The 20,994-nt window shown below is 45.3% G+C and carries 14 protein-coding genes and 2 pseudogenes; all 16 read left to right on the plus strand.

Going from position 1 to position 20,994, the window contains the following annotated elements:
• The first annotated feature begins 65 nt into the window (after positions 1-65).
• Positions 66-7,994 (plus strand): DUF3849 domain-containing protein, encoded by a 7,929-nt coding sequence (locus LA360_RS01650; protein ID WP_112483094.1) that lies wholly within the window; start codon positions 66-68, stop codon positions 7,992-7,994.
• Positions 7,975-8,349 carry a TnpV protein gene (locus LA360_RS01655; RefSeq protein WP_001129922.1) on the plus strand — a complete coding sequence of 125 codons (375 nt, stop codon included), beginning with the start codon at positions 7,975-7,977 and terminating at the stop codon, positions 8,347-8,349. The genes LA360_RS01650 and LA360_RS01655 overlap by 20 nt, the downstream gene beginning before the upstream one ends.
• A 366-nt stretch (positions 8,350-8,715) precedes the next feature.
• Positions 8,716-10,635 carry a tetracycline resistance ribosomal protection protein Tet(O) gene (tet(O), locus tag LA360_RS01660; RefSeq protein ID WP_000691758.1) on the plus strand — a complete coding sequence of 640 codons (1,920 nt, stop codon included), beginning with the start codon at positions 8,716-8,718 and terminating at the stop codon, positions 10,633-10,635.
• 54 nt (positions 10,636-10,689) lie between these two features.
• Positions 10,690-10,860 carry a cysteine-rich KTR domain-containing protein gene (locus tag LA360_RS01665; RefSeq protein WP_004614788.1) on the plus strand — a complete coding sequence of 57 codons (171 nt, stop codon included), beginning with the start codon at positions 10,690-10,692 and terminating at the stop codon, positions 10,858-10,860.
• Between the two features lie 490 nt (positions 10,861-11,350).
• Positions 11,351-11,860, plus strand: coding sequence for a sigma-70 family RNA polymerase sigma factor (locus LA360_RS01670; protein WP_105116765.1), 510 nt, complete (start codon positions 11,351-11,353; stop codon positions 11,858-11,860).
• A gap of 94 nt (positions 11,861-11,954) precedes the next feature.
• Positions 11,955-12,380 carry an RNA polymerase sigma factor gene (locus LA360_RS01675; protein WP_000323895.1) on the plus strand — a complete coding sequence of 142 codons (426 nt, stop codon included), beginning with the start codon at positions 11,955-11,957 and terminating at the stop codon, positions 12,378-12,380.
• Between the two features lie 83 nt (positions 12,381-12,463).
• Positions 12,464-12,938: pseudogene (locus LA360_RS01680) on the plus strand (RNA polymerase sigma factor).
• A gap of 154 nt (positions 12,939-13,092) precedes the next feature.
• Positions 13,093-14,125: pseudogene (locus LA360_RS01685) on the plus strand (AAA family ATPase).
• A gap of 517 nt (positions 14,126-14,642) precedes the next feature.
• On the plus strand, positions 14,643-15,608 hold the full coding sequence (mobV, locus tag LA360_RS01690; protein WP_001820668.1) for a MobV family relaxase: 966 nt from the start codon (positions 14,643-14,645) through the stop codon (positions 15,606-15,608).
• Between the two features lie 8 nt (positions 15,609-15,616).
• Complete coding sequence (locus LA360_RS01695) at positions 15,617-16,471, plus strand: ParB/RepB/Spo0J family partition protein (RefSeq protein WP_000743700.1); 855 nt, start codon at positions 15,617-15,619, stop codon at positions 16,469-16,471.
• Positions 16,472-16,516: 45 nt separating this feature from the next.
• On the plus strand, positions 16,517-16,747 hold the full coding sequence (locus LA360_RS01700) for a YdbC family protein (RefSeq protein ID WP_001206986.1): 231 nt from the start codon (positions 16,517-16,519) through the stop codon (positions 16,745-16,747).
• 71 nt (positions 16,748-16,818) lie between these two features.
• Positions 16,819-17,010 carry a hypothetical protein gene (locus tag LA360_RS01705; RefSeq protein ID WP_001820669.1) on the plus strand — a complete coding sequence of 64 codons (192 nt, stop codon included), beginning with the start codon at positions 16,819-16,821 and terminating at the stop codon, positions 17,008-17,010.
• A 54-nt stretch (positions 17,011-17,064) separates the two neighbouring features.
• Positions 17,065-18,921 (plus strand): recombinase family protein, encoded by a 1,857-nt coding sequence (locus LA360_RS01710; protein ID WP_001820670.1) that lies wholly within the window; start codon positions 17,065-17,067, stop codon positions 18,919-18,921.
• 25 nt (positions 18,922-18,946) lie between these two features.
• On the plus strand, positions 18,947-20,041 hold the full coding sequence (locus tag LA360_RS01715; RefSeq protein WP_330411424.1) for a hypothetical protein: 1,095 nt from the start codon (positions 18,947-18,949) through the stop codon (positions 20,039-20,041).
• Between the two features lie 124 nt (positions 20,042-20,165).
• Positions 20,166-20,360 (plus strand): hypothetical protein, encoded by a 195-nt coding sequence (locus tag LA360_RS01720; RefSeq protein WP_002582171.1) that lies wholly within the window; start codon positions 20,166-20,168, stop codon positions 20,358-20,360.
• Positions 20,344-20,955: a hypothetical protein gene (locus tag LA360_RS01725; RefSeq protein WP_002582170.1), complete on the plus strand. Its 612-nt coding sequence runs from the start codon at positions 20,344-20,346 to the stop codon at positions 20,953-20,955. The genes LA360_RS01720 and LA360_RS01725 overlap by 17 nt, the downstream gene beginning before the upstream one ends.
• The last annotated feature ends 39 nt before the right edge of the window (positions 20,956-20,994 follow it).

Here is a 20,994-nt window from a genome sequence, read left to right on the forward strand (position 1 = left end):
CAGGAAGGCAGCCACTTTGGGCTGCTTTTCTGCTATTAGGACAAAATGAATCGAAAGGAGTATCTATGGCAGGAAAATATCATTATATATCTGCACTGGCAGAAATGACAGCAGGAGATATTGTTAAAAACGAAAATGAATGGACCAGATTTCTGACCACGGCTGCAAGGCTGTATAAATATCCCTTTAACGAGCAGATGTTAATATACGCTCAAAGACCGGATGCAACAGCCTGTGCTTCTCTGGAAACGTGGAATGAAAAGATGAATTGCTGGGTCAACCGTGGAGCAAAGGGAATTGCCTTGATTGATACGGATAGCGAACGTCCGAGATTAAAATATGTCTTTGATGTATCAGATGTGCATAAGGCAAGGAGAATCGGGCGTGATCCTTATCTGTGGGAACTTAAGGAGGAACATAAGGCTCCTGTGCTTGCACAGCTTGAAAAGACTTATGGTGGAACCGATGTAAATATGCCTTTTGAAGAGAGGATTATGGAGATAGCTGACAGGATTGCCAAGGATTATTATGAGGAACTTTTACCGGAGCTAAACTATGTGAAAGAGGGCAGTTTCCTTGGTGATCTGGATGAACTGAATCTTGGAATCAGGTTGAGGGAAACGCTGGCTTCCAGTATCTCCTTTACCCTGCTATCCCGATGCGGTGCCGATATGGATTTGTGGAAAGATGACATGAATTTTGAATATATCCACGAATTTAATAATACAAAGTCATTAGCTGTCATTGGAAATGCAACTACGGAAATGTGTAAGCCCCTGCTTATGGAAATTGGAAGGACAATAGGGGCATACGAGCGTCAGATTGCAAGGCAGAATGCCTCAAATAAGGCAAGAGAAAAAGCGGCTGGGGAGTATATTGGAAGCCATGAGGAAAATGTTGAAAAAGGACTTGCAAATGCACCAGAAGCAGACTATAATGCTTTAAAGCGTGAAAGCGAAACAACTATAGAAAAACCAAGGGAAACTGAAAATTATACAGAAATGGAGGGCATTGCCAATGAAACTGACATACGAAAAGAACGGGGATTATCTGATTCCGAACCTGACAGCGAACGAGGAGCCGGAACAGGCACTGACCAAGTACGGACTGATGAGGAAGAACTTTCTGAAGGAACACAGGAGAGGGATTTATCAGGGAATGATACTGACAGGGGAACTGAAAGCACATTGTCTGCAGGTACAGGAGCAGGCAGAACAGAGAATGGAACTTCTGACCGGACAGATGGCGAAGTCGGAGGGAGTGAACGAGGAACTGAAAGCAGCCGATCAGATGGGCTGGGTAGCGAAGATGAACAACATCAGACACTCAGCGGAGGAAATCGTGCTGACAGAACTGATCTACATTTAAGCAGTGAGGAACAAGCTAATATTACCATGCAGGAGCCGGATAGTGACAGCAATTCATTATCCGGTTCTTTTTCGGATAAAACCGAAGATTTCACAGAGCTTCAAAAGGGAATCTTATGTTTTGATAATCACCTTATCCATAAAAGACCGGAGATTGCGGGATATTTCCAGTCAGAGCAGGATGCGGTTTTACAGACGGAGTATCTGAAAAATTCTTTCCGTATGGAGGAATTTACAGAGCTGTATATTGGGGATGTAAGAGCCGGGTATCGAGCTGATGAGGACGGGCTTACCATGTGGAAAGGCAATTATCTGACCCGTGAAGCAGAGAGCAGGTTGTCATGGGAAGATGCAAGATACTGGGTCGATTCTTATATCGAGGATGGTGTCTATTTACTTCCGGGGGAAGTGGCAGAGCAGATTGATACAGACGGAATGTTCAAACAGCTTGATCTTTTTACCATGTTTTCGGAGCAGGTCGGCAACATTGCCATGAAGCAGGCAGAAGAAAAAAGTGTTATGCCGACAGGCTTTGTACTGCCGGAGAAACAGATTGATGATATTTTAAGAAGCGGCGGAGGCAGGGATGACAGCCGCAAGCGTATTTATGCCAAGTACCAACAGAGAAAGACGGCGGAAGAAATGACTGCCTTTCTGAAAAAAGAGTATGGAACCACCGGAAAAGGCTTTGAGTTTGACGGAAAGCAGATAGCCGTATGGTTTGATGAAGGCGGCATGCGTGTTGGATACGGTACGTCAGCAACGGAGCATCCGATACTCACGATGGAATGGAAAGAGATTGAGCAGAATATCCGCAGGCAGGTAGAGAATGGCACATATATGGGTGCAAATGAAGCTTATCTTGTGGATGAGGTGGAGCGTAGCAGGATTGCAAACCATTTATTTTTCTTTTTCCGTGACGGTATGGGAGAAATGCCGGAAGAATTGGAATTAAAGGCGGGCAATTACCCGGATGCCCATGCAAGACTGGTGGAACTTCTTTCTACACCGGAAGAGGTGGAGAGGATAGCTGCCCACATGGATCATGCTCTGCATCAGTTGGAAACCGGAGAAAAAAGCCTGCGTTTCCGTTCTGTTATGCCAAAAGAGGAGCTTCGTGCCGAACTCGATAACCTTCTGGTAGACAGGCTGACATTTCCAGCTGCTGAACATGTGGAAATTAAACACGAGGATTTTATCACGCAGGATGAGATTGACCACAGGCTTGGCAGGGGAAGTGGTTTTTCAAATGGGTCTTTTCGTATTTATGATTATTTTAAGGAAGGGCATGACAGCAAAGAAGCAGCTAATTTCTTAAAGAATGAATATGGAACAGGCGGCAGTAGCCATGCACTTGCCGGAGCTGACCACAGCTATGAGGATCATGATGCAAAAGGAATAAAGCTGAAAAAGGGAAATATCGGAAAACCATACGCAGAAGTGCTGTTGTCCTGGAAGGTTGTGGAGAAACGTATCCGAAAGCTCATTGAAGAAGATAAGTATTTATCTACGGAAGGAAAAGAAGCCTATGTACAGTACAGAGTGGAGCAGGAGCAGAAGGCTTTGGAGCAGGCACAGGCAAAGATGGAGCATGAAACCAAGGTAGCCTGTAAGAATGCCATTGAAAAGGCAATCGCTGAGAAGTTTGACGGGTATCGTCTGCCAAAGGATACAGCGGAGGGAGTCATTCAGGAATATGGCTCTGAACGAGTAAGTTATGTGCTTGCCAATTCTGTCATGCACAAAAGGCAGGATGGACGGTTTTCTCCGGAGAATAAGGAGTGGGCAAAAGCTATTGAGCCTTATGCCATGGTGAAAAATGAGGATATGGTTGTGGATTCCCACCCGGCTGTATTAAATGGATTTATCAACCAGACAAGACGGTATATCGAGCAGGAGAAAGAGCTTGCGGCACAGGCGGCTGAGAAAATCACGATTGATGGACAGGAGTGCATCAAAGTCGATGAATGGGGGACTGAGGAAGAAACCTATGTGCTTGGAAATTCCGTAACAGATAATCAATTTTTTTATGCAGAGGTAAATGGTGTTGCCTTTGAGTACGATTATCAGCCACAGCGGGGAGAAGTCGAGGAAGATTATCTCAACGAGATGACGGAAAGGGATATAGACCGTCACGAAACAGAGGTGTTTACACAGATTGAAGGAAGCGAAGATTATCCTGAAGGTGTTGAGGAATCACCATTAACGGCAGAGGATGTGCAAAATCTGGTTCTGATTAACAGGGAGTATTCTGCAGGGACCAGAACCACGGTTTATGATTTTGGGTGCGATATTCGTGGAGAACATGACACATTGCAATATACCTTAGAGCATCACGATGATGGGGAAGGTTTTACCATTCATACGCAGAAGGATGATATTTGGGAACGGATGTCTGAGCCGGAACTTGAGCGTCTTGAGGGCATTATCAGCCGTGAAGCTTTGTATTTTAAATACCATGATAAAATAGCAGATGCAAAAAGCGTAGAGGATATGGAGGAGATTCAGTTCAGTATTATGGAAGATGAGTCTCCTTATTTTTCGGCAGTTTCAGATAGGGTATGGAAAGAATTTAGCCAGAAGGAAAAAGAGCTGTCTGGAGAAAATAGGGAAACTTCCGGACAGGATGTCCAAAAGCCGGAGGAAGTGTCAGACACACCATTAGAGCCGGATATCAAAGTACCCGTGAAGCAGGCAGAACCGCAGATTGATAAGACCGGAGCTGTCAATTTCCGTATCACGGATGATGATTTAGGAATTGGTACTGCAAAGGAAAAATTCCGCAGAAATGTGGAAGCCATACGCACGTTAGAGAAAATAGAAAGCGAGAACCGTATCGCAACACCGGAGGAACAGGAGATTTTATCTCAGTATGTTGGCTGGGGCGGGCTTGCGGATGCCTTTGATGAAAGCAAGAGTGCCTGGGCAAATGAATATCAGGAATTAAAGGGACTGTTATCGGAACAGGAGTATTCTTCGGCAAGGGAGAGTACCTTAAATGCCCATTATACAAGCCCTGCCATAATCCGCAGTATCTATGATGCCTTGGAAAAAATGGGATTTGAAAAAGGAAATGTGCTGGAGCCGGCAATGGGTATCGGAAATTTCTTCGGAATGCTACCGGAGAAGATGCAGGAGAGCAGACTATACGGTGTGGAGCTTGACGGCATTACGGGGAGGATTGCAAAGCAGCTATATCCGAATGCCGACATTAAAATCACAGGCTTTGAAAAGACAGATTATCCGAACGATTTCTTTGATGTGGCAATCGGAAATGTGCCATTCGGACAGTATAAGGTGGCGGATAAGCAGTATGACAAGCAGAATTTTTTAATCCATGACTATTTCTTTGCAAAGACCCTGGATAAGGTTCGTCCCGGCGGTGTGGTTGCCTTTGTTACCAGCAAGGGAACGATGGACAAGAAAAGTCCGGAGGTCAGAAAATATCTTGCACAGAGAGCAGAGCTTCTTGGTGCGGTCAGACTGCCCAACACAGCATTTAAGGAGAATGCCGGAACAGAGGTCACTTCTGATATTTTGTTCTTAAAGAAGCGTGACCGTGTGATGGATTTGGAGCCGGACTGGGTGCATCTGTCAGAGGATGGGAACGGCATTGCCATGAACAGCTATTTTGCCGAACACCCGGAAATGATCGTGGGAAAAATGGAAATGGTCAGCGGACCGTATGGCATGGAAAGTACCTGTATGCCCGATACTACAAGACCATTTGCACAGCAGCTGCAGGAAGCAGTCAGCCATATTGATGGAGAGATAGAAGCGGTGGAACTGGATGAGCTGGCAGATGAGCTTGCGGATACAACTATTCCAGCGGATCCGGATGTCAAGAATTACAGCTATACTCTTGTGGATGACAAGGTGTATTATCGTGAAAATTCCATTATGAAGCCTGTGGATATGTCCGATTCCATGCAGGAACGTATCAAGGGCATGGTGGGTATCCGAAACTGTACGCAGGAGCTTATCAATCTGCAATTAGAGGAATATCCGGATACAGTAATCAAGGAAAAGCAGGCGGAGTTAAACAGCTTATATGATGCTTTTTCCAAGAAACACGGTCTGATCAACTCGCAGACCAACAAAAGAGCATTTAATCAGGACAGCAGCTATTGTCTGTTGTGTTCTCTTGAAAAATTGGACGATGAGGGCAATTTCAAGGGCAAAGCGGATATGTTCACGAAGCGTACCATTAAAAAGGCAGAGGTTGTCACAAGTGTGGATACGGCAAGTGAAGCATTGGCAGTATCCTTGTCGGAAAAAGCAAGGGTTGATCTCGATTACATGGCAGAGCTGACCGGAAAAGATGTGGATACGGTAAAGGAGGAGCTGACAGGAATTATATTTCAGAACCCATTGACGGATAAATGGGAAACAGCGGATGAGTATCTGAGTGGAAATGTCCGTGACAAACTGGAAACAGCAAAGGTCTATGCAGAGAGCCACCCGGAATACGCCGTGAATGTGCAGGCACTTACACAGGTACAGCCGAAGGAACTGGATGCCAGCGAGATTGAGGTGCGTATCGGTGCCACATGGATTGACCCGAAGTATATTGAGGATTTTATGGGGGAGACCTTTGAAACGCCGCAGCATTTGTTAGACAGGAATGTCGTAGGAGTCCAGTATTCCGATGTGACAGGACAGTGGAACATAAAGGGCAAAAATGCGGACTATGGAAATTCCCTTGTAAATATGACCTACGGTACAAGCCGGAGAAATGCCTATACCATTCTGGAGGATTCCCTTAATTTAAAGGACAGCCGTGTTTACGATACCATAGAGGAGGACGGCAAGGAAAAGAGAGTCTTAAATAAAAAGGAAACCACCATTGCATCACAGAAGCAGGAAGCCATAAGGGAAGCATTTAAGGACTGGGTGTTCCGTGATCCGGAACGCAGACAGGTACTTGTGGCAAAATACAACCAGCTTTTCAATTCCACAAGACCAAGGGAATATGACGGTTCACATCTGAAATTCCCCGGCATGACACCGGATATTGAGTTAAAGCCTCACCAGAAAAATGCGGTGGCTCATGTACTTTACGGAGATAATACCCTGCTTGCCCATTGTGTGGGAGCCGGAAAGACTTTTGAAATGACAGCGGCAGCCATGGAGAGCAAGCGTCTAGGATTATGTCAAAAGAGCCTGTTTGTGGTTCCGAACCATTTGACGGAGCAGTGGGCAAGTGATTTTTTGCGGTTATATCCCGGAGCCAATATCCTTGCTGCAACAAAGAAAGACTTTGAGCCTGCCAACCGTAAGAAATTCTGTTCCAGAATAGCCACGGGAGATTATGATGCGGTTATTATCGGGCATAGTCAGTTTGAGAAAATTCCGCTTTCACAGGAAAGACAGGTAGCCATTATTGAAAGGCAGATTGATGAGATAGAGCTTGCCATTGCACAGGCAAAAGCCGACAACGGAGAACGCTACACCATTAAGCAGATGGAGAAATCAAGAAAATCACTTCTTACAAGGCTTGAAAAGCTGAATGATGCATCAAGGAAAGATAATGTAGTGACCTTTGAGCAGCTTGGCGTGGACAGGCTTTTCGTGGATGAGAGCCATAATTACAAAAATCTGTTTCTTTATACCAAGATGCGAAATGTGGCGGGAATCGCACAGTCAGAGGCACAGAAATCCTCGGATATGTTTGCAAAGTGTCAGTATCTTGATGAATTGACAGGCGGTAAGGGTGTAACTTTTGCGACAGGTACGCCGATTTCAAACAGTATGACAGAGCTTTATACCAATATGCGTTACCTTCAGTATGGTACGCTTCAGAAGCTGGGACTGGGACATTTTGACAGTTGGGCATCCTCTTTTGGAGAAACGCAGACAGCCATAGAGCTTGCACCGGAGGGAACCGGATACCGGGCAAAGACAAGGTTTGCAAAGTTCTTTAATCTCCCGGAGCTGATTGCACTTTTTAAGGAGAGTGCGGATATTCAGACACCGGATATGCTAAATCTTCCTGTGCCGGAAGCAGAGTATGAAAATGTGGTGCTAAAGCCAAGTGAATATCAAAAGGACATGGTGGCATCTTTGGCAGAAAGGGCAGAAGCCGTGCGTGACAGACAGGTACAGCCTTATGAGGACAATATGCTAAAGATTACCAATGACGGAAGAAAGCTGGCATTAGACCAGAGACTTATCAATGATATGTTGCCGGATGATGAAAATTCAAAGGCAAGCAACTGTGTGGAAAAGGCATTTGAAATATGGGAGCAGACAAAGGAGCAGAAATCAACGCAGCTTATTTTCTGTGACCTGTCAACACCGAAAGGAGATGGTACATTTAATGTTTATGAGGACATCCGAAACAAGCTGATAGAAAAGGGTGTCCCACCGGAAGAAATCGCATTTATACATGAAGCAAATACGGAGCTTAGGAAAGCGGAGCTGTTCGGAAAAGTAAGAAGCGGACAGGTCCGTTTTTTGCTTGGTTCCACACAGAAGATGGGAGCCGGAACCAATGTGCAGGACAGACTTATCGCACTGCACCACCTTGATGTGCCTTGGCGTCCTTCTGATGTAGGACGGATTTTGCGGACATTCAAAATAAAAAAGAATGTGGAGGTAACAGACAATGGCAAAATCATTATTTGAGGAACTGGGCGGCAAATACGAAAGGCAAGGGGATTATTTGATACCGTGCTTAACTGTACCCGCCGAAGAAGAACAGGCAATAGGCATCTGGGGGCAACGGCATTTAGATTATCTAAAACAGTACCGTAAAGTTACATACACCAATCTTCTTACAAGCGGCAGGCTAAACGCCTACCTTGCCGACATCAACAGACAGGCACAGGAACGCTTTGAAAGGCTCATAGAGGGTATGAAACAGGCACAGGGCATAACGGAACAGCTAAAGGCAGAAAACGCCTTAGAATGGACAGGATGCCTCAATAACATAAGGGCTTGTGCGAGGGAGATTGTGGAAAAGGAAATTATTTTTGCATAAACAGATGATTAGTGGCAGGGGGAAATCCTGCCGCTTTTTCTGCTTTAGTTTGTCAGCTTGACAAATAAAGGGTTAAGGAATATAATTAGATTCAGTATTATACAAGGAGTTAATAAATATGCGGCAAGGTATTCTTAAATAAACTGTCAATTTGATAGTGGGAACAAAAAGTAGCAGTCCCGTTTCACTTTTAATATGGGGCTTAGTTTTTTGTACCCAGTTTAAGAATACTTTTATCATGTAATTTTATATGCCCGAAAACATATAAGTGTTTTGGGGCTATTGGAGTTATTTACCCAGTGATAGGAGTATTTATCACTGGGTATTTTTATGCCCTTTTTTGGGTGTTGATAGGAGGAAAATCACATGAAAATAATTAACTTAGGCATTCTGGCTCACGTTGACGCAGGAAAGACAACATTAACGGAAAGTTTATTGTATACCAGTGGTGCAATTGCAGAACTAGGGAGCGTAGATGAAGGCACAACAAGGACAGATACAATGAATTTGGAGCGTCAAAGGGGAATCACTATCCAGACAGCAGTGACATCTTTTCAGTGGGAGGATGTAAAAGTCAACATTATAGATACGCCAGGCCATATGGATTTTTTGGCGGAAGTATACCGTTCTTTATCCGTATTAGACGGAGCAGTATTATTAGTTTCTGCAAAGGATGGCATACAGGCACAGACCCGTATACTGTTTCATGCACTACAGATAATGAAGATTCCGACAATTTTTTTCATCAATAAAATTGACCAAGAGGGGATTGATTTGCCAATGGTATATCGGGAAATGAAAGCAAAGCTTTCTTCGGAAATTATAGTGAAGCAAAAGGTTGGGCAGCATCCCCATATAAATGTAACGGACAATGACGATATGGAACAGTGGGATGCGGTAATTATGGGAAACGATGAACTATTAGAGAAATATATGTCAGGGAAACCGTTTAAAATGTCAGAACTGGAACAGGAAGAAAACAGGAGATTCCAAAACGGAACGTTATTTCCCGTTTATCACGGAAGCGCTAAAAACAATCTGGGGATTCGGCAGCTTATAGAAGTAATTGCCAGTAAATTTTATTCATCAACGCCTGAAGGTCAATCTGAACTATGCGGGCAGGTTTTTAAGATTGAATATTCAGAGAAAAGGCGGCGTTTTGTTTATGTGCGTATATATAGCGGAACATTGCATTTGAGGGATGTTATTAGAATATCTGAAAAAGAGAAAATAAAAATCACAGAGATGTGTGTTCCGACAAACGGTGAATTATATTCATCCGATACAGCCTGCTCTGGTGATATTGTAATTTTACCAAATGATGTTTTGCAGCTAAACAGTATTTTGGGGAACGAAATACTGTTGCCGCAGAGAAAATTTATTGAAAATCCTCTCCCTATGCTCCAAACAACGATTGCAGTAAAGAAATCTGAACAGCGGGAAATATTGCTTGGGGCACTTACAGAAATTTCAGATGGCGACCCTCTTTTAAAATATTATGTGGATACTACAACGCATGAGATTATACTTTCTTTTTTGGGGAATGTGCAGATGGAAGTCATTTGTGCCATCCTTGAGGAAAAATATCATGTGGAGGCAGAAATAAAAGAGCCTACTGTTATATATATGGAAAGACCGCTTAGAAAAGCAGAATATACCATCCACATAGAAGTCCCGCCAAATCCTTTCTGGGCTTCTGTCGGGTTGTCCATAGAGCCGCTCCCTATTGGAAGCGGAGTGCAGTATGAAAGCAGAGTTTCACTTGGATATTTAAATCAATCGTTCCAAAATGCGGTTATGGAGGGGGTTCTTTATGGCTGCGAGCAGGGGCTGTATGGATGGAAAGTGACAGACTGTAAAATCTGTTTTGAATATGGATTGTATTATAGTCCTGTAAGTACCCCCGCAGACTTTCGGCTGCTTTCCCCTATCGTATTGGAGCAGGCTTTAAAAAAAGCAGGGACAGAACTATTAGAGCCATATCTCCACTTTGAAATTTATGCACCGCAGGAATATCTCTCACGGGCGTATCATGATGCTCCAAGGTATTGTGCAGATATTGTAAGTACTCAGATAAAGAATGACGAGGTCATTCTGAAAGGAGAAATCCCTGCTAGATGTATTCAAGAATACAGGAACGATTTAACTTATTTCACAAATGGGCAGGGAGTCTGCTTGACAGAGTTAAAAGGATACCAGCCAGCTATTGGTAAATTTATTTGCCAACCCCGCCGCCCGAATAGCCGTATAGATAAGGTTCGGCATATGTTCCACAAGTTAGCTTAACAGCTTGCAAAAGTCATATAAAATGAGATTTGAAAGGATTAGAGACTAATTATGATGAAATGCGAATGGATATTGTGTCCTGTTTGTGGGAGCAAAACCCGTAATAAAATTAGGAAGGACACTGTTTTGGAGAATTATCCCCTTTATTGTCCAAAATGCAGACAAGAAAGATTGATTAAAGTTGACAACTTGAAGATAACTGTCATCAAAGAGCCAGACGCTTAAGACGCAGAGCCGATGAAATTGTGGAACAATTCACGAATCATCGGCTCTTTTTGTTTCGTATTTGAAAGAACAAACTCACCAAATAAAAAAAACGATATTCGGGTGGGTTATTTTGTTATACCCTAAATTACCCTCTGAATTTGTTTTTAAATTTGGAGGGATTTTTTTATGTCCTTTTTTCGGGCAGTTATCTATCTGCTCATACGAAGCAAAATTTATCAATACATAGCATATCAGAGAACGGCAGGAAACCAGTTAAAAAAATTTCTGCCAGTGCAACGGTACTTCTCACCTTGAAAGTAGAAGTACAATCTCCATACAATAGAATTACTATTTCCTATAACCGTAAAGGTCACAGAGCCTTTGCGGTTTTTCTTTTGTCGATTTTTGTTGGAAAGTGCCGTAGGGCTGTTTCTGATATGCGGTGTCGTTCTCCGCCTCTCCATCTGGATTTTTTACATTTCAAAAATTCAGATGGGAGGTATTTATGGTGAAATATGCACCAAGAAAGGTATATATCAGAGAAAGTGGCGGCTATGTGGAATTATCCTACACGGAGTTCTGCCGTTGCAGGGAATCCGACCAGACCTATATGGACAAGCTGTTTATCCCCATTCAAGGCTGTCTGCTTGAAGTCGTGAGGGAGCAATACACAGACTTCTACCGTGACAAGGAACGGTGGCGTTATCTGCAAAAATTAGATACAAAGAATAGACTGCTATCTCTCGACGGATTTACGGACAGCGAGGGGAATCCTCTGGACTTTATCACTGATGAAGCGGTGGACATTGCAGAAACCGTTGTCAATGCGGTCATGGTGGACAGGCTGAAAGCCGCCCTGCCTTTGCTGTCGGATAGTGAACAGGAGCTGATACAGGCAATCTTTTTTGACGGACTTTCCGAGCGTGAAGTCGGGGCGAGGTTGGGCATAACCCAGAGCGTTGTAAACAAACGCAAAGCCAGAATCCTAATAAAACTAAGAAAGATAATAGAAAATTAAAATTTAAGGCGTTCAGCCCCCTTGTTTTTTCCTTTGGGAAGATGAGGGGGCTTTTCTCTGCCCTCTCAATCAATTCTGATTGGAGGAAGTAAGAATGGCATACAACCACGGACGGGAGGACAGGAAATGGCGTATCTGGAAAGAAGCGGAGGAAAAGCTGCTGCGTGAGTGCGGCGTTGATGAAGCGACCATTGAGCAGATACGCATGGCGGACAGGGCAGACTTCAATTCCAACAGGCGGTTTTACCGATGGACGAATGACGTTGCGGAATATCTTGAGGACATGGCAGGCAGGGAGCGGCAGGCGGAAGTGGGTACGGTTGCGGAGTTACTGGAAGAGATTGAGAGCGAAAATCTCTATCAAGTATTAGTCACGGTGGACGGGCGTACCTTGAAAATCGTCCTGCTGAAAATGCAGGGGTATTCCACAAAGGAGATTGCCCCGCTTGTGCATTTGACGACTGGTGCCATCTATGCGAGGTTAGACCATCTGCGGAAGAAGCTGCGGAAAATTTTATAGCTTCTAAAACAGCCTGCCATCCTGCGGGCTACTGGGTGAGGGATGGAAATCCCCTCACTCATTTTTTGCAGGAGGACAACAGGATGGCATACAGGGTTAAGGCATACACGCTTCGGGAGGAATCCACGGAAAGCGGCACAAGGTATTTTATCAGCTTTAAGGACGGGCAGGGCAAATCCCACGAGTTGGAAGTGTCGGAACAGTTCTTTATGGAGTTTCGGCAGATGGAGCGCAGGAACAGGAATCTTTTCTAATGGGACGAGCGGCACAGGGAGTTTAACGAGGTATGGGACGAAACCCTTTACAGACGGGCGTTGCGTGTGCCTAAGAGCCTTGATGAACGCATGGTTGAGGAAGAACGGAATGAAACGCTCTATAAGGCGGTTGGGAGCCTTCCAGAGATACAAAGGCGGCGTTTCCTGCTCTACTACGAGTATGAGTTCAATTTTTACCAAATCGCCGCTATGGAGCATTGCACCGCTTCGGCAATACAGAAATCTGTTGCGATTGCAAAGGAGAAAGTAAAGGCGGAAATTGAAGAAATATCTCCAACCGTGACCGACACCGCCCGAAAAAGAAATCTGTTTTTTATTTGTGTGGGATTGGCGGCATTACATACTCTCACTTTTTTCCGTGGGAGTAAATCTATTTTTAAGGAGGTCAACGCCTATGTGCAACGAAAACAAAGACACCGCCCGAAAGGAGGAAAGCCATGCAGAAGTTACAGACAGTCAACGCCGAAACGCTCCTTTATGAACCGCTTGAGAAACCATCCTTTGTGGTGGACAGCCTTATCCCGACAGGCTTATCGCTGTTCTGCGGCTCACAGAAGATAGGCAAAAGCTGGCTCATGCTGAAGCTATGCTTATGCGTGTCGCAGGGAATCCCTTTATGGGATATGCCGACAATGGAGGGCGATGTGCTTTACCTCTGCCTTGAGGACACGTTCTGCCGCATACAGGACAGGTTATTTCGTTTGACGGACGAAGCAAGCGGGCGGCTCCACTTTGCCGTGGCAAGCTGCAAGCTGTCAGACGGTCTTATCGTGCAGCTTGAAGATTATCTGAAAGATTACCCAGACAGCAGGCTCATTGTCATTGATACCTTGCAGAAAGTCCGTACAGCTTCAAAAGACAATGCCTATGCAAGCGACTATGGGGACATCTCCCTCATCAAAGACTTTGCCGACAGGCACTCTCTGGCGGTCATTGTCGTACACCACATCCGAAAGCAGAATGACAGCGACGTGTTCAACAAGGTGTCTGGGACGACAGGATTAACGGGGAGTGCGGACGCTACCTTTGTTCTGGAAAAGGAGAAACGTGCGTCTGACACCGCCAAGCTGTATGTGACGGGCAGGGACACGCCTTATCAGGAATACACGCTGCGTTTCCGTGATTGCCGTTGGGAGCTTGTGGAGCGGAAAACGCAGGAGCAGCTTGCGAAAGAAACGATACCAGATGTCCTTTTTCGGTTGGTGGATTTTATGAGGGATAAGGAAGAATGGATAGGCACGGCAACGGAACTGTTAGCCGCTATGGGGGAAACGGAAACCATACCCACGGTGATTACGAAATGGCTGAATGAATACCGCACCACATTTTTAAGCGAGAACCGTATCTGCTACCAGTACAGCCGCAGGAAAGACGGCAGGCGGATTGCCCTTGCAAGGAGGGCGGGTGACAGCGGTGATGGTGGTGACAGCGATATTAGGATACCCCCCTGTTACTGTCATTGACGCTTAAAGCCATGTAAAGCTGGCGGCTCTGCCCTGCGGGTGACAGCAGTGACGGTGGTGACAGTGATTTTAGGATACCCTGCCGCTGTCATCCCTACGGGAGAACACCCCGTAAACGCAAAATGCAGGCGTGAGATTTACTCGCCCTTTTCGGTCGTGTAAAACCACCCCTGCGGTCAGAAAAATCATTCCGATTTTTCCGACTGCGTTTACAGGGTGTAACACACTACACTTTGCCCTGCAAAGTCGTGTGCCAGACGTTCCCTCTGGACTCCCTTAAGGCAGGGCTGTGCCCTGCTATCCTACGCCTTACGGCTTCGGATAAAAGAATGGCGGCATGACGGTGACGGCTCTTGCGAGGGGGGTATCCCAAAAACACCGTCATCATCGACATGACCGTCATGCAGGGGGTGAGGGTGACAGTTGCGGCAGTCGGCAGGGGGTATCCCAAAACTGCTGTCACCACCGTCACCGCTGTCACCCCAAAGGACGGTCACCCGCCGAAAGAAAGGAGGAATCCGCCTATGCCTTATGCAATCCTGCGTTTCCAGAAACGAAAAGCGGGCGGCGTTGCGGCTTGTGAACGCCACAACGAGCGGAAGAAAGAAGCCTACAAAAGCAACCCAGATATAGATATGGAACGCTCTAAAAACAATTACCATCTCATAGCACCACCAAAGTACACCTACAAGAAAGAGATTAACCGCATGGTAGCCGAAGCGGGGTGCAGGACAAGGAAAGACAGCGTGATGATGGTGGAAACGCTCATCACAGCTTCACCAGAATTTATGAACCAGTTACCGCCCGAAGAACAAAAAGCGTATTTCCAGACGGCTCTTGACTTCATTTCGGAGCGTGTTGGAAAGCAGAATATCCTCTCCGCTGTCGTCCATATGGACGAGAGAACGCCCCATATGCACCTCTGCTTTGTGCCGATTACGCCAGACAATAAGCTGTCAGCGAAAGCTATCTTAGGCAACCAGAAATCATTATCCGAGTGGCAGACCGCCTACCATGAGCGGATGTCCTCACGGTGGAATCAGCTTGAACGGGGGCAGTCCTCAATGGAAACCAAGCGGAAACACGTCCCCACATGGCTCTATAAATTAGGCGGCAGGCTTGATAAACAGTATGAAGAAATCGTGTCTGCCCTATCCGACATCAACGCCTTTAACGCAGGGAAGAAAAGGGATAAAGCGTTAGATTTACTCTCTGCATGGCTGCCAGACGTGGAGAAATTCTCTAAGGAAATCGGGAAACAGCAGGCGTATATCGACAGTTTGAAAGAGAGAATTGGGCAGGAATCAGACTATGCGGGGCGTATGCGTGATGAAAAGTACGAGCAGGAACTAAAGGTGCAGAAAGCGAATCAGAAGATATTTGAATTGCAGAGAACCAACGAGCAGATGGGGCGGCTGCTGTCAAAAATACCGCCCGAAGTGTTGGAAGAATTGCAGAAAAATCATAGAAGCAGAGCGAAAGAAAGGTAGATATGTGAATGAAGAAACAGGATTTTAAGGTGTTAAAGACCAAAGACTTGTACCCGTTCCCCGACAATCCGTTTCATGTGGCAGAAGATGAAACACTGTCAGAGTTAGCGGAAAGCATCAAGGAATTTGGCATTGTCACGCCGATAATCACACGCCCGAAAGAGGACGGGGACGGTTATGAAGTGATTGCAGGACAGCGGCGTGTCCGTGCTTCTGAACTTGCAGGGATAAATACCGTGCCTGCGTTTGTCCTGCCCTTAGACCGTGACCGAGCCATCATCACCCTTGTAGACAGCAATTTGCAGCGTGAGAATATCCTGCCATCGGAGCGGGCGTTTGCTTACAAGATGAAATCCGAAGCCATGAAGCGGCAGGGTTTCCGCACAGACTTAACCTCGTCACAAGTTGTGACGAAGTTGCGGACGGACGACAAGGTGGCACAGGGCTTCGGCGTGGGCAGGATGACCGTGCAGCGTTTTATCCGCCTGACGGAACTGATACCGCCGATTTTGCAGATGGTGGACGAGGGGAAAATCGCCCTCACGCCTGCGGTGGAACTGTCCTTCTTGAAGAAAGACGAGCAGGAAAACCTCTTTGCCACGATGGAGAGCGAAGAAGCAACGCCCTCACTCTCACAGGCACAGCGGATGAAACAGTTAAGCCAGAGCGGGCGGCTTGACATGGATACGATATTTGCGATTATGACGGAGGAAAAGGGCAACCAGAAAGAAACCTTGAAAATCAACACAAGCAAGCTGAAAAAATACTTTCCGAAGAACACAACGCCGAAGCAGATGGAGGAAACCATCATCAAACTTTTGGAGCGTGAGTTGCAGAGGAAACGCAACCGTGACAGCCGCTAATCTTCTTTTTTCGGGAAGTAAATACAGAGAGTTGAGGTATGGAGAATGAGAGAAATCCAGTATGAAATCGTAAAGGAAATCGCAGTATTGTCTACGGGCGACAGTGGCTACACAAAGGAAATCAATCTCATTTCATGGAATGGGAAAGAGCCGAAGTATGACATCCGCAGCTTTTCCCCGAACCGTGAAAAGTGCGGCAAGGGAATCACGCTGAACGCTGATGAAGCGGCGGCACTCCTTAAAGCATTACAGAAAGAATTAAACAGCGAGGATTAATGGTATCTGATTGGCAGGGCGGGGACATTTCCAAACTCTTCCCTGCCCTGTCTGGAAAGGAAGATTTAAGTATGGGCGAGGATAAGAAAGCAGATAAAAAGAGAAAGCGTATCGTGCCAAAAGCACCAGTGCAGATGATAATCAGCCGTGAATATGTCGGCACACAGACCGTTACAGAAGCGTTTGTCCCGATTATCTCCGAGGATATTCGGAAGAAGATTGCCGAGGGCGACACCTTCGACAATGAGGGGCTGTCCGCTTAGAATGTACGCAATGGGACATGAAAACAGATAGGACAGATACGGAGGTTTTACAGTATGGCAGGAATCAAAGAAGAAAAGAAAATCTATTTAGTCGGCATTTATTGCCGCTTATCTAAAGACGATGGTACGGATAACGAGAGTGCGAGCATTGCGACACAGAAATCCATCCTCACGGATTATGTGAAAAAGCAGGGATGGCACATAGCAAAAACGTATGTGGACGATGGTTATTCTGGTACAAATTTCCAAAGACCAAGTTTCCAGAATATGATAAAAGACATTGAAAGCGGTCTGATAAACTGCGTGATTACGAAAGATTTATCCCGTCTGGGGAGAAACTATCTTGATTGTGGGTTATATCTGGAAGTTTTCTTCCCAGAGCATAACGTGAGGTATATAGCGGTCAATGACGGCGTAGATACCTTGAATAAATCTGCTATGGACATCACGCCTTTCCGCAACATTTTAAACGAAATGTATGCCGCTGACATATCTGTTAAGATAAAATCGGCATATCGGGCGAGGTTTCAACAGGGGAAATTCATGGGAACTACCGCCCCTTATGGCTATATCAAAGACCCTGCCGACCACAACCATCTGCTGATAGATGATAAAGTGGCACATGTTGTAAAAGAGATATTCGACCTTGCATTAAAAGGGAATGGAGTTGCCAAAATTTGCAGACATCTTAATAAACAGCATATCCTACGCCCTGCCGCTTATGCGGCGGAGCGTGGCGAAACAGGCTTTGAACGTCATTTTGAGGGGAACGAGGACAAACGCTATATTTGGAGTGGGAACAGCGTGAGGAGCATTTTAAGAAGCCCGATATATGCGGGAAATCTTGTAGGCTACAAACGGATTGCCGCCAATATGAAAAGCAAGAAACGCCCCTCTAAGCTGCCCGAAGAATGGGAAGTGATACCCAATACCCATGAGGGAATAGTCACGCAGGAGGAATTTGATATTGTCCAACAGCTTATTACAAGTCGTAGGCTTCCACAGAACAAGGGAGGATTTGTAAATATTTTTGCAGGCGTTATCAAGTGTGTGGACTGCGGATGTGCTCTGCGGGCAATGAACGTACACAGGAGGAAACGCCCAGAGATTATCGACTGTGTACAGTATTCATGTAATAATTATGCAAGAAACGGAAGAAGCGAGTGTAGTGCCCACAATATAGAAGCAAGGGATTTATTCAATGCCGTTCTTGCCGACATCAACTGTTTTGCGGATATGGCAGTGAATGATGAAAAGGCGGTCAGGGCCATAGAAAAGCGGCTCACGGAAACAGACCAGAGCAGGGCGAAAGCATTAGAGAAAGAACGTAAGAAGCTGAACAAACGCCTTGCGGAACTGGACAGGCTGTTTTCCTCTCTCTACGAGGATAAGGTCATGGAGCGTATTACCGAGCGGAATTTTGAGATGATGTCGGGGAAATACCAGAAAGAGCAGCTTGAAATTGAAGCAAGGCTGAAAGAGGTGACGGAAACTCTTAATGAAAGCTACGAGAAATCACGGGGAATCCGTGACTTCCTCGCCCTTATCCGAAATTATCAAGGCTTAAAAGAACTGGATGCAACAGTTATAAACGCACTCATAGACAAGATACTTGTTTCGGAGCGTGAGAAGATGGCAGACGGAACAGTGAAGCAGGAAATCAAGATTTACTATAAATTCATCGGCTTTGTCGATGAATTACATATCATACCTACAAAACGGTGGGCAGCAATGCCCGCTAAAAATTGTACGGTGTGCGGCGTTGAATATGTCCCGGGCTCTGGTGCATCAAGGTATTGTCCTGCTTGTGCCAAGAAGATACGGAGGGAGAAATCAAACGAGAGCAAACGCAGGAGCAGAGAACAGAAAAGGATAGCATGTATGAACTGTCCGCAAAAAATGACCGACTGATATTGAACAGCAGGAAGGGCGTATTTTGCGACAGGGCAATCTTAATCCAAAGGTCAAGATTTTCCGCTATGTGACGGAAGGAACCTTTGATAGTTATTCGTGGCAGCTCATTGAGAACAAGCAGAAATTCATCGGTCAGATCATGACAAGCAAATCTCCGGTACGTTCCTGTGAGGATGTGGATGAAGCAGCACTTACTTATGCGGAGGTCAAGGCTCTGGCAACAGGAAATCCTTACATCAAGGAGAAGATGGACCTCGATATTCAGGTTTCAAAACTGAAACTTATGAAAGCAAACCATACCAGTCAGAAATACCGACTGGAGGACAACATCGCAAAGCATTATCCCCAGCAGATTACAATTTTAAAGGAGCGTATCAGCGGGATGCAGGCAGACATTCAGGCTGCGAAAGCAAACCTTCCGGTGGATAAAGAGCAGTTTTCTATGAAAGTGGGGGACAAGCTCTATACGGATAAAAAAGAAGCCGGAACAGCCCTTGTGGAGATGTGCAAAGAAATAAAAACAGTCAATGCCCCTGCGGTCATTGGCGAATATGCAGGTTTTAAGATGGCAGTATCTTTTGATGCGTTCAACCACAAATTTGTGATGAACCTGAAAGGTCAGCTTTCCCACAATCTGGAAGTCGGTTCAGACCCGATTGGAAATATTGCCCGTATCAACCATGCACTGGAATCCATGCCAAAGCAACTCATGGAAGCACAGACAAAACTTGAAACTGTGGAGCATCAGCTTGAAACCGCAAAGGTGGAGGTAACCAAGCCTTTTGCGCAGGAAGCGGAGCTTGCAGAGAAGTTGGAGCGTCTGTCTGCATTAAATGCCCTGCTTAACATGGATGAAAAGGGCAATGATGGGATTGATATGGATGATGAGCCGGAAGCTCCAAAGAGCGAAAAAGAGGTTGCAGACTGTCCGGCGAAGAATATTCCGATTGCAGAGAAAGCAGTGGGTACAGAGCAGGATAAGGGCATCAGACAGTATGCGGATGCACCTGCAGAAAGAGTGTCCCTGAAGGCGAAGTTGGAGGTGATGAAAGCAAAGGTTGCCGGAGCTGAAAAGCCGGGCAAACAGATGGACAAAGGAAAAGAGGTGACTATATAACTGAAAAGCATACTACAAAAAATTCACAAAAATTTTGTTGCAAAAGCTGGGATAACATCATAAAATATAGTTGAAGAAGTATGAATAAGAGAAGATAAGCCACACTAATAAAGGAGGTGTTTTTATGGCAACTTCAAGTATCACTAAGAATTTTATCATATCCGGTCAGAAACAGGTGGAGATGTTTGCTGATGCGATTGAAGCATCTGCCAAAAACCGTCCTGTACGTGTTCCGGTATCCGCAAGGGAAATAACGGAAGAAGCGGAATTGATAGAATTTATGGAAAAATGGGAGAAGGCAAATGTTGGAAACAAATAAATTTTCTGTTATCAACATACGGCGATATCTCAATAGTGATAACCCAAAACTCGGAGAGAGCAGGCTTCTTCAAGTTCTCTCCGGTTTTTCTTGTCCGAAGAACCCGGATGTTGAACGCTTTCTAAAGAAAAGCTCCATAGAATTTACAAAAAAGAACCAGTCTGTTACATATCTTGTCTTTGATGTAAGCAGCATGGAATTGGTAGGATATTTTACCATAGCATTGAAGCCGCTGACAGTCAGAGGTGAAACAGTAAGTAATACAGTTAAAAAGAAGCTGATGCGTGTCAGTGAGCTGGACGAACAGTCACAAACATATACAATGTCAGCATATTTAATTGCGCAGCTTGGAAAGAATTTCAAAAATGGAGCAGAAAAAAAGATTACTGGTGAGGAATTGCTTGAACTTGCTTGGGACATTGTTGAAAAGATGCAGTACATGGGTGGTGGAATGGTAACCTTTCTGGAAGCAGAGAACAGTGAGAGGTTGCTGTCATTCTATCAGGCGAACCGTTTCCAGACATTTGATACCCGGCAGACCGCAACGGATTCGGAAGAACCTCATGAGCTTGTGCAGCTTTTAAGGTTGCTCTAAAAGCAAACTAAATATTAACCATAAAGGTGTATGGAAAAA

This window comes from Enterocloster clostridioformis, from assembly GCF_020297485.1.
Classification (GTDB): domain Bacteria; phylum Bacillota; class Clostridia; order Lachnospirales; family Lachnospiraceae; genus Enterocloster; species Enterocloster clostridioformis.

Excerpts from the sequence above, each read along its gene's own strand:
- LA360_RS01725 (WP_002582170.1), top strand. The coding sequence starts at position 20,344 with ATGTTGGAAACAAATAAATTTTCTGTTATCAACATACGGCGATATCTC.
- LA360_RS01655 (WP_001129922.1), top strand. The coding sequence starts at position 7,975 with ATGGCAAAATCATTATTTGAGGAACTGGGCGGCAAATACGAAAGGCAA.
- LA360_RS01650 (WP_112483094.1), top strand. The coding sequence starts at position 66 with ATGGCAGGAAAATATCATTATATATCTGCACTGGCAGAAATGACAGCA.
- mobV (WP_001820668.1), top strand. The coding sequence starts at position 14,643 with ATGCCTTATGCAATCCTGCGTTTCCAGAAACGAAAAGCGGGCGGCGTT.
- LA360_RS01700 (WP_001206986.1), top strand. The coding sequence starts at position 16,517 with ATGAGAGAAATCCAGTATGAAATCGTAAAGGAAATCGCAGTATTGTCT.
- LA360_RS01710 (WP_001820670.1), top strand. The coding sequence starts at position 17,065 with ATGGCAGGAATCAAAGAAGAAAAGAAAATCTATTTAGTCGGCATTTAT.
- LA360_RS01695 (WP_000743700.1), top strand. The coding sequence starts at position 15,617 with ATGAAGAAACAGGATTTTAAGGTGTTAAAGACCAAAGACTTGTACCCG.
- LA360_RS01665 (WP_004614788.1), top strand. The coding sequence starts at position 10,690 with ATGAAATGCGAATGGATATTGTGTCCTGTTTGTGGGAGCAAAACCCGT.
- LA360_RS01705 (WP_001820669.1), top strand. The coding sequence starts at position 16,819 with ATGGGCGAGGATAAGAAAGCAGATAAAAAGAGAAAGCGTATCGTGCCA.
- LA360_RS01675 (WP_000323895.1), top strand. The coding sequence starts at position 11,955 with ATGGCATACAACCACGGACGGGAGGACAGGAAATGGCGTATCTGGAAA.
- LA360_RS01720 (WP_002582171.1), top strand. The coding sequence starts at position 20,166 with ATGGCAACTTCAAGTATCACTAAGAATTTTATCATATCCGGTCAGAAA.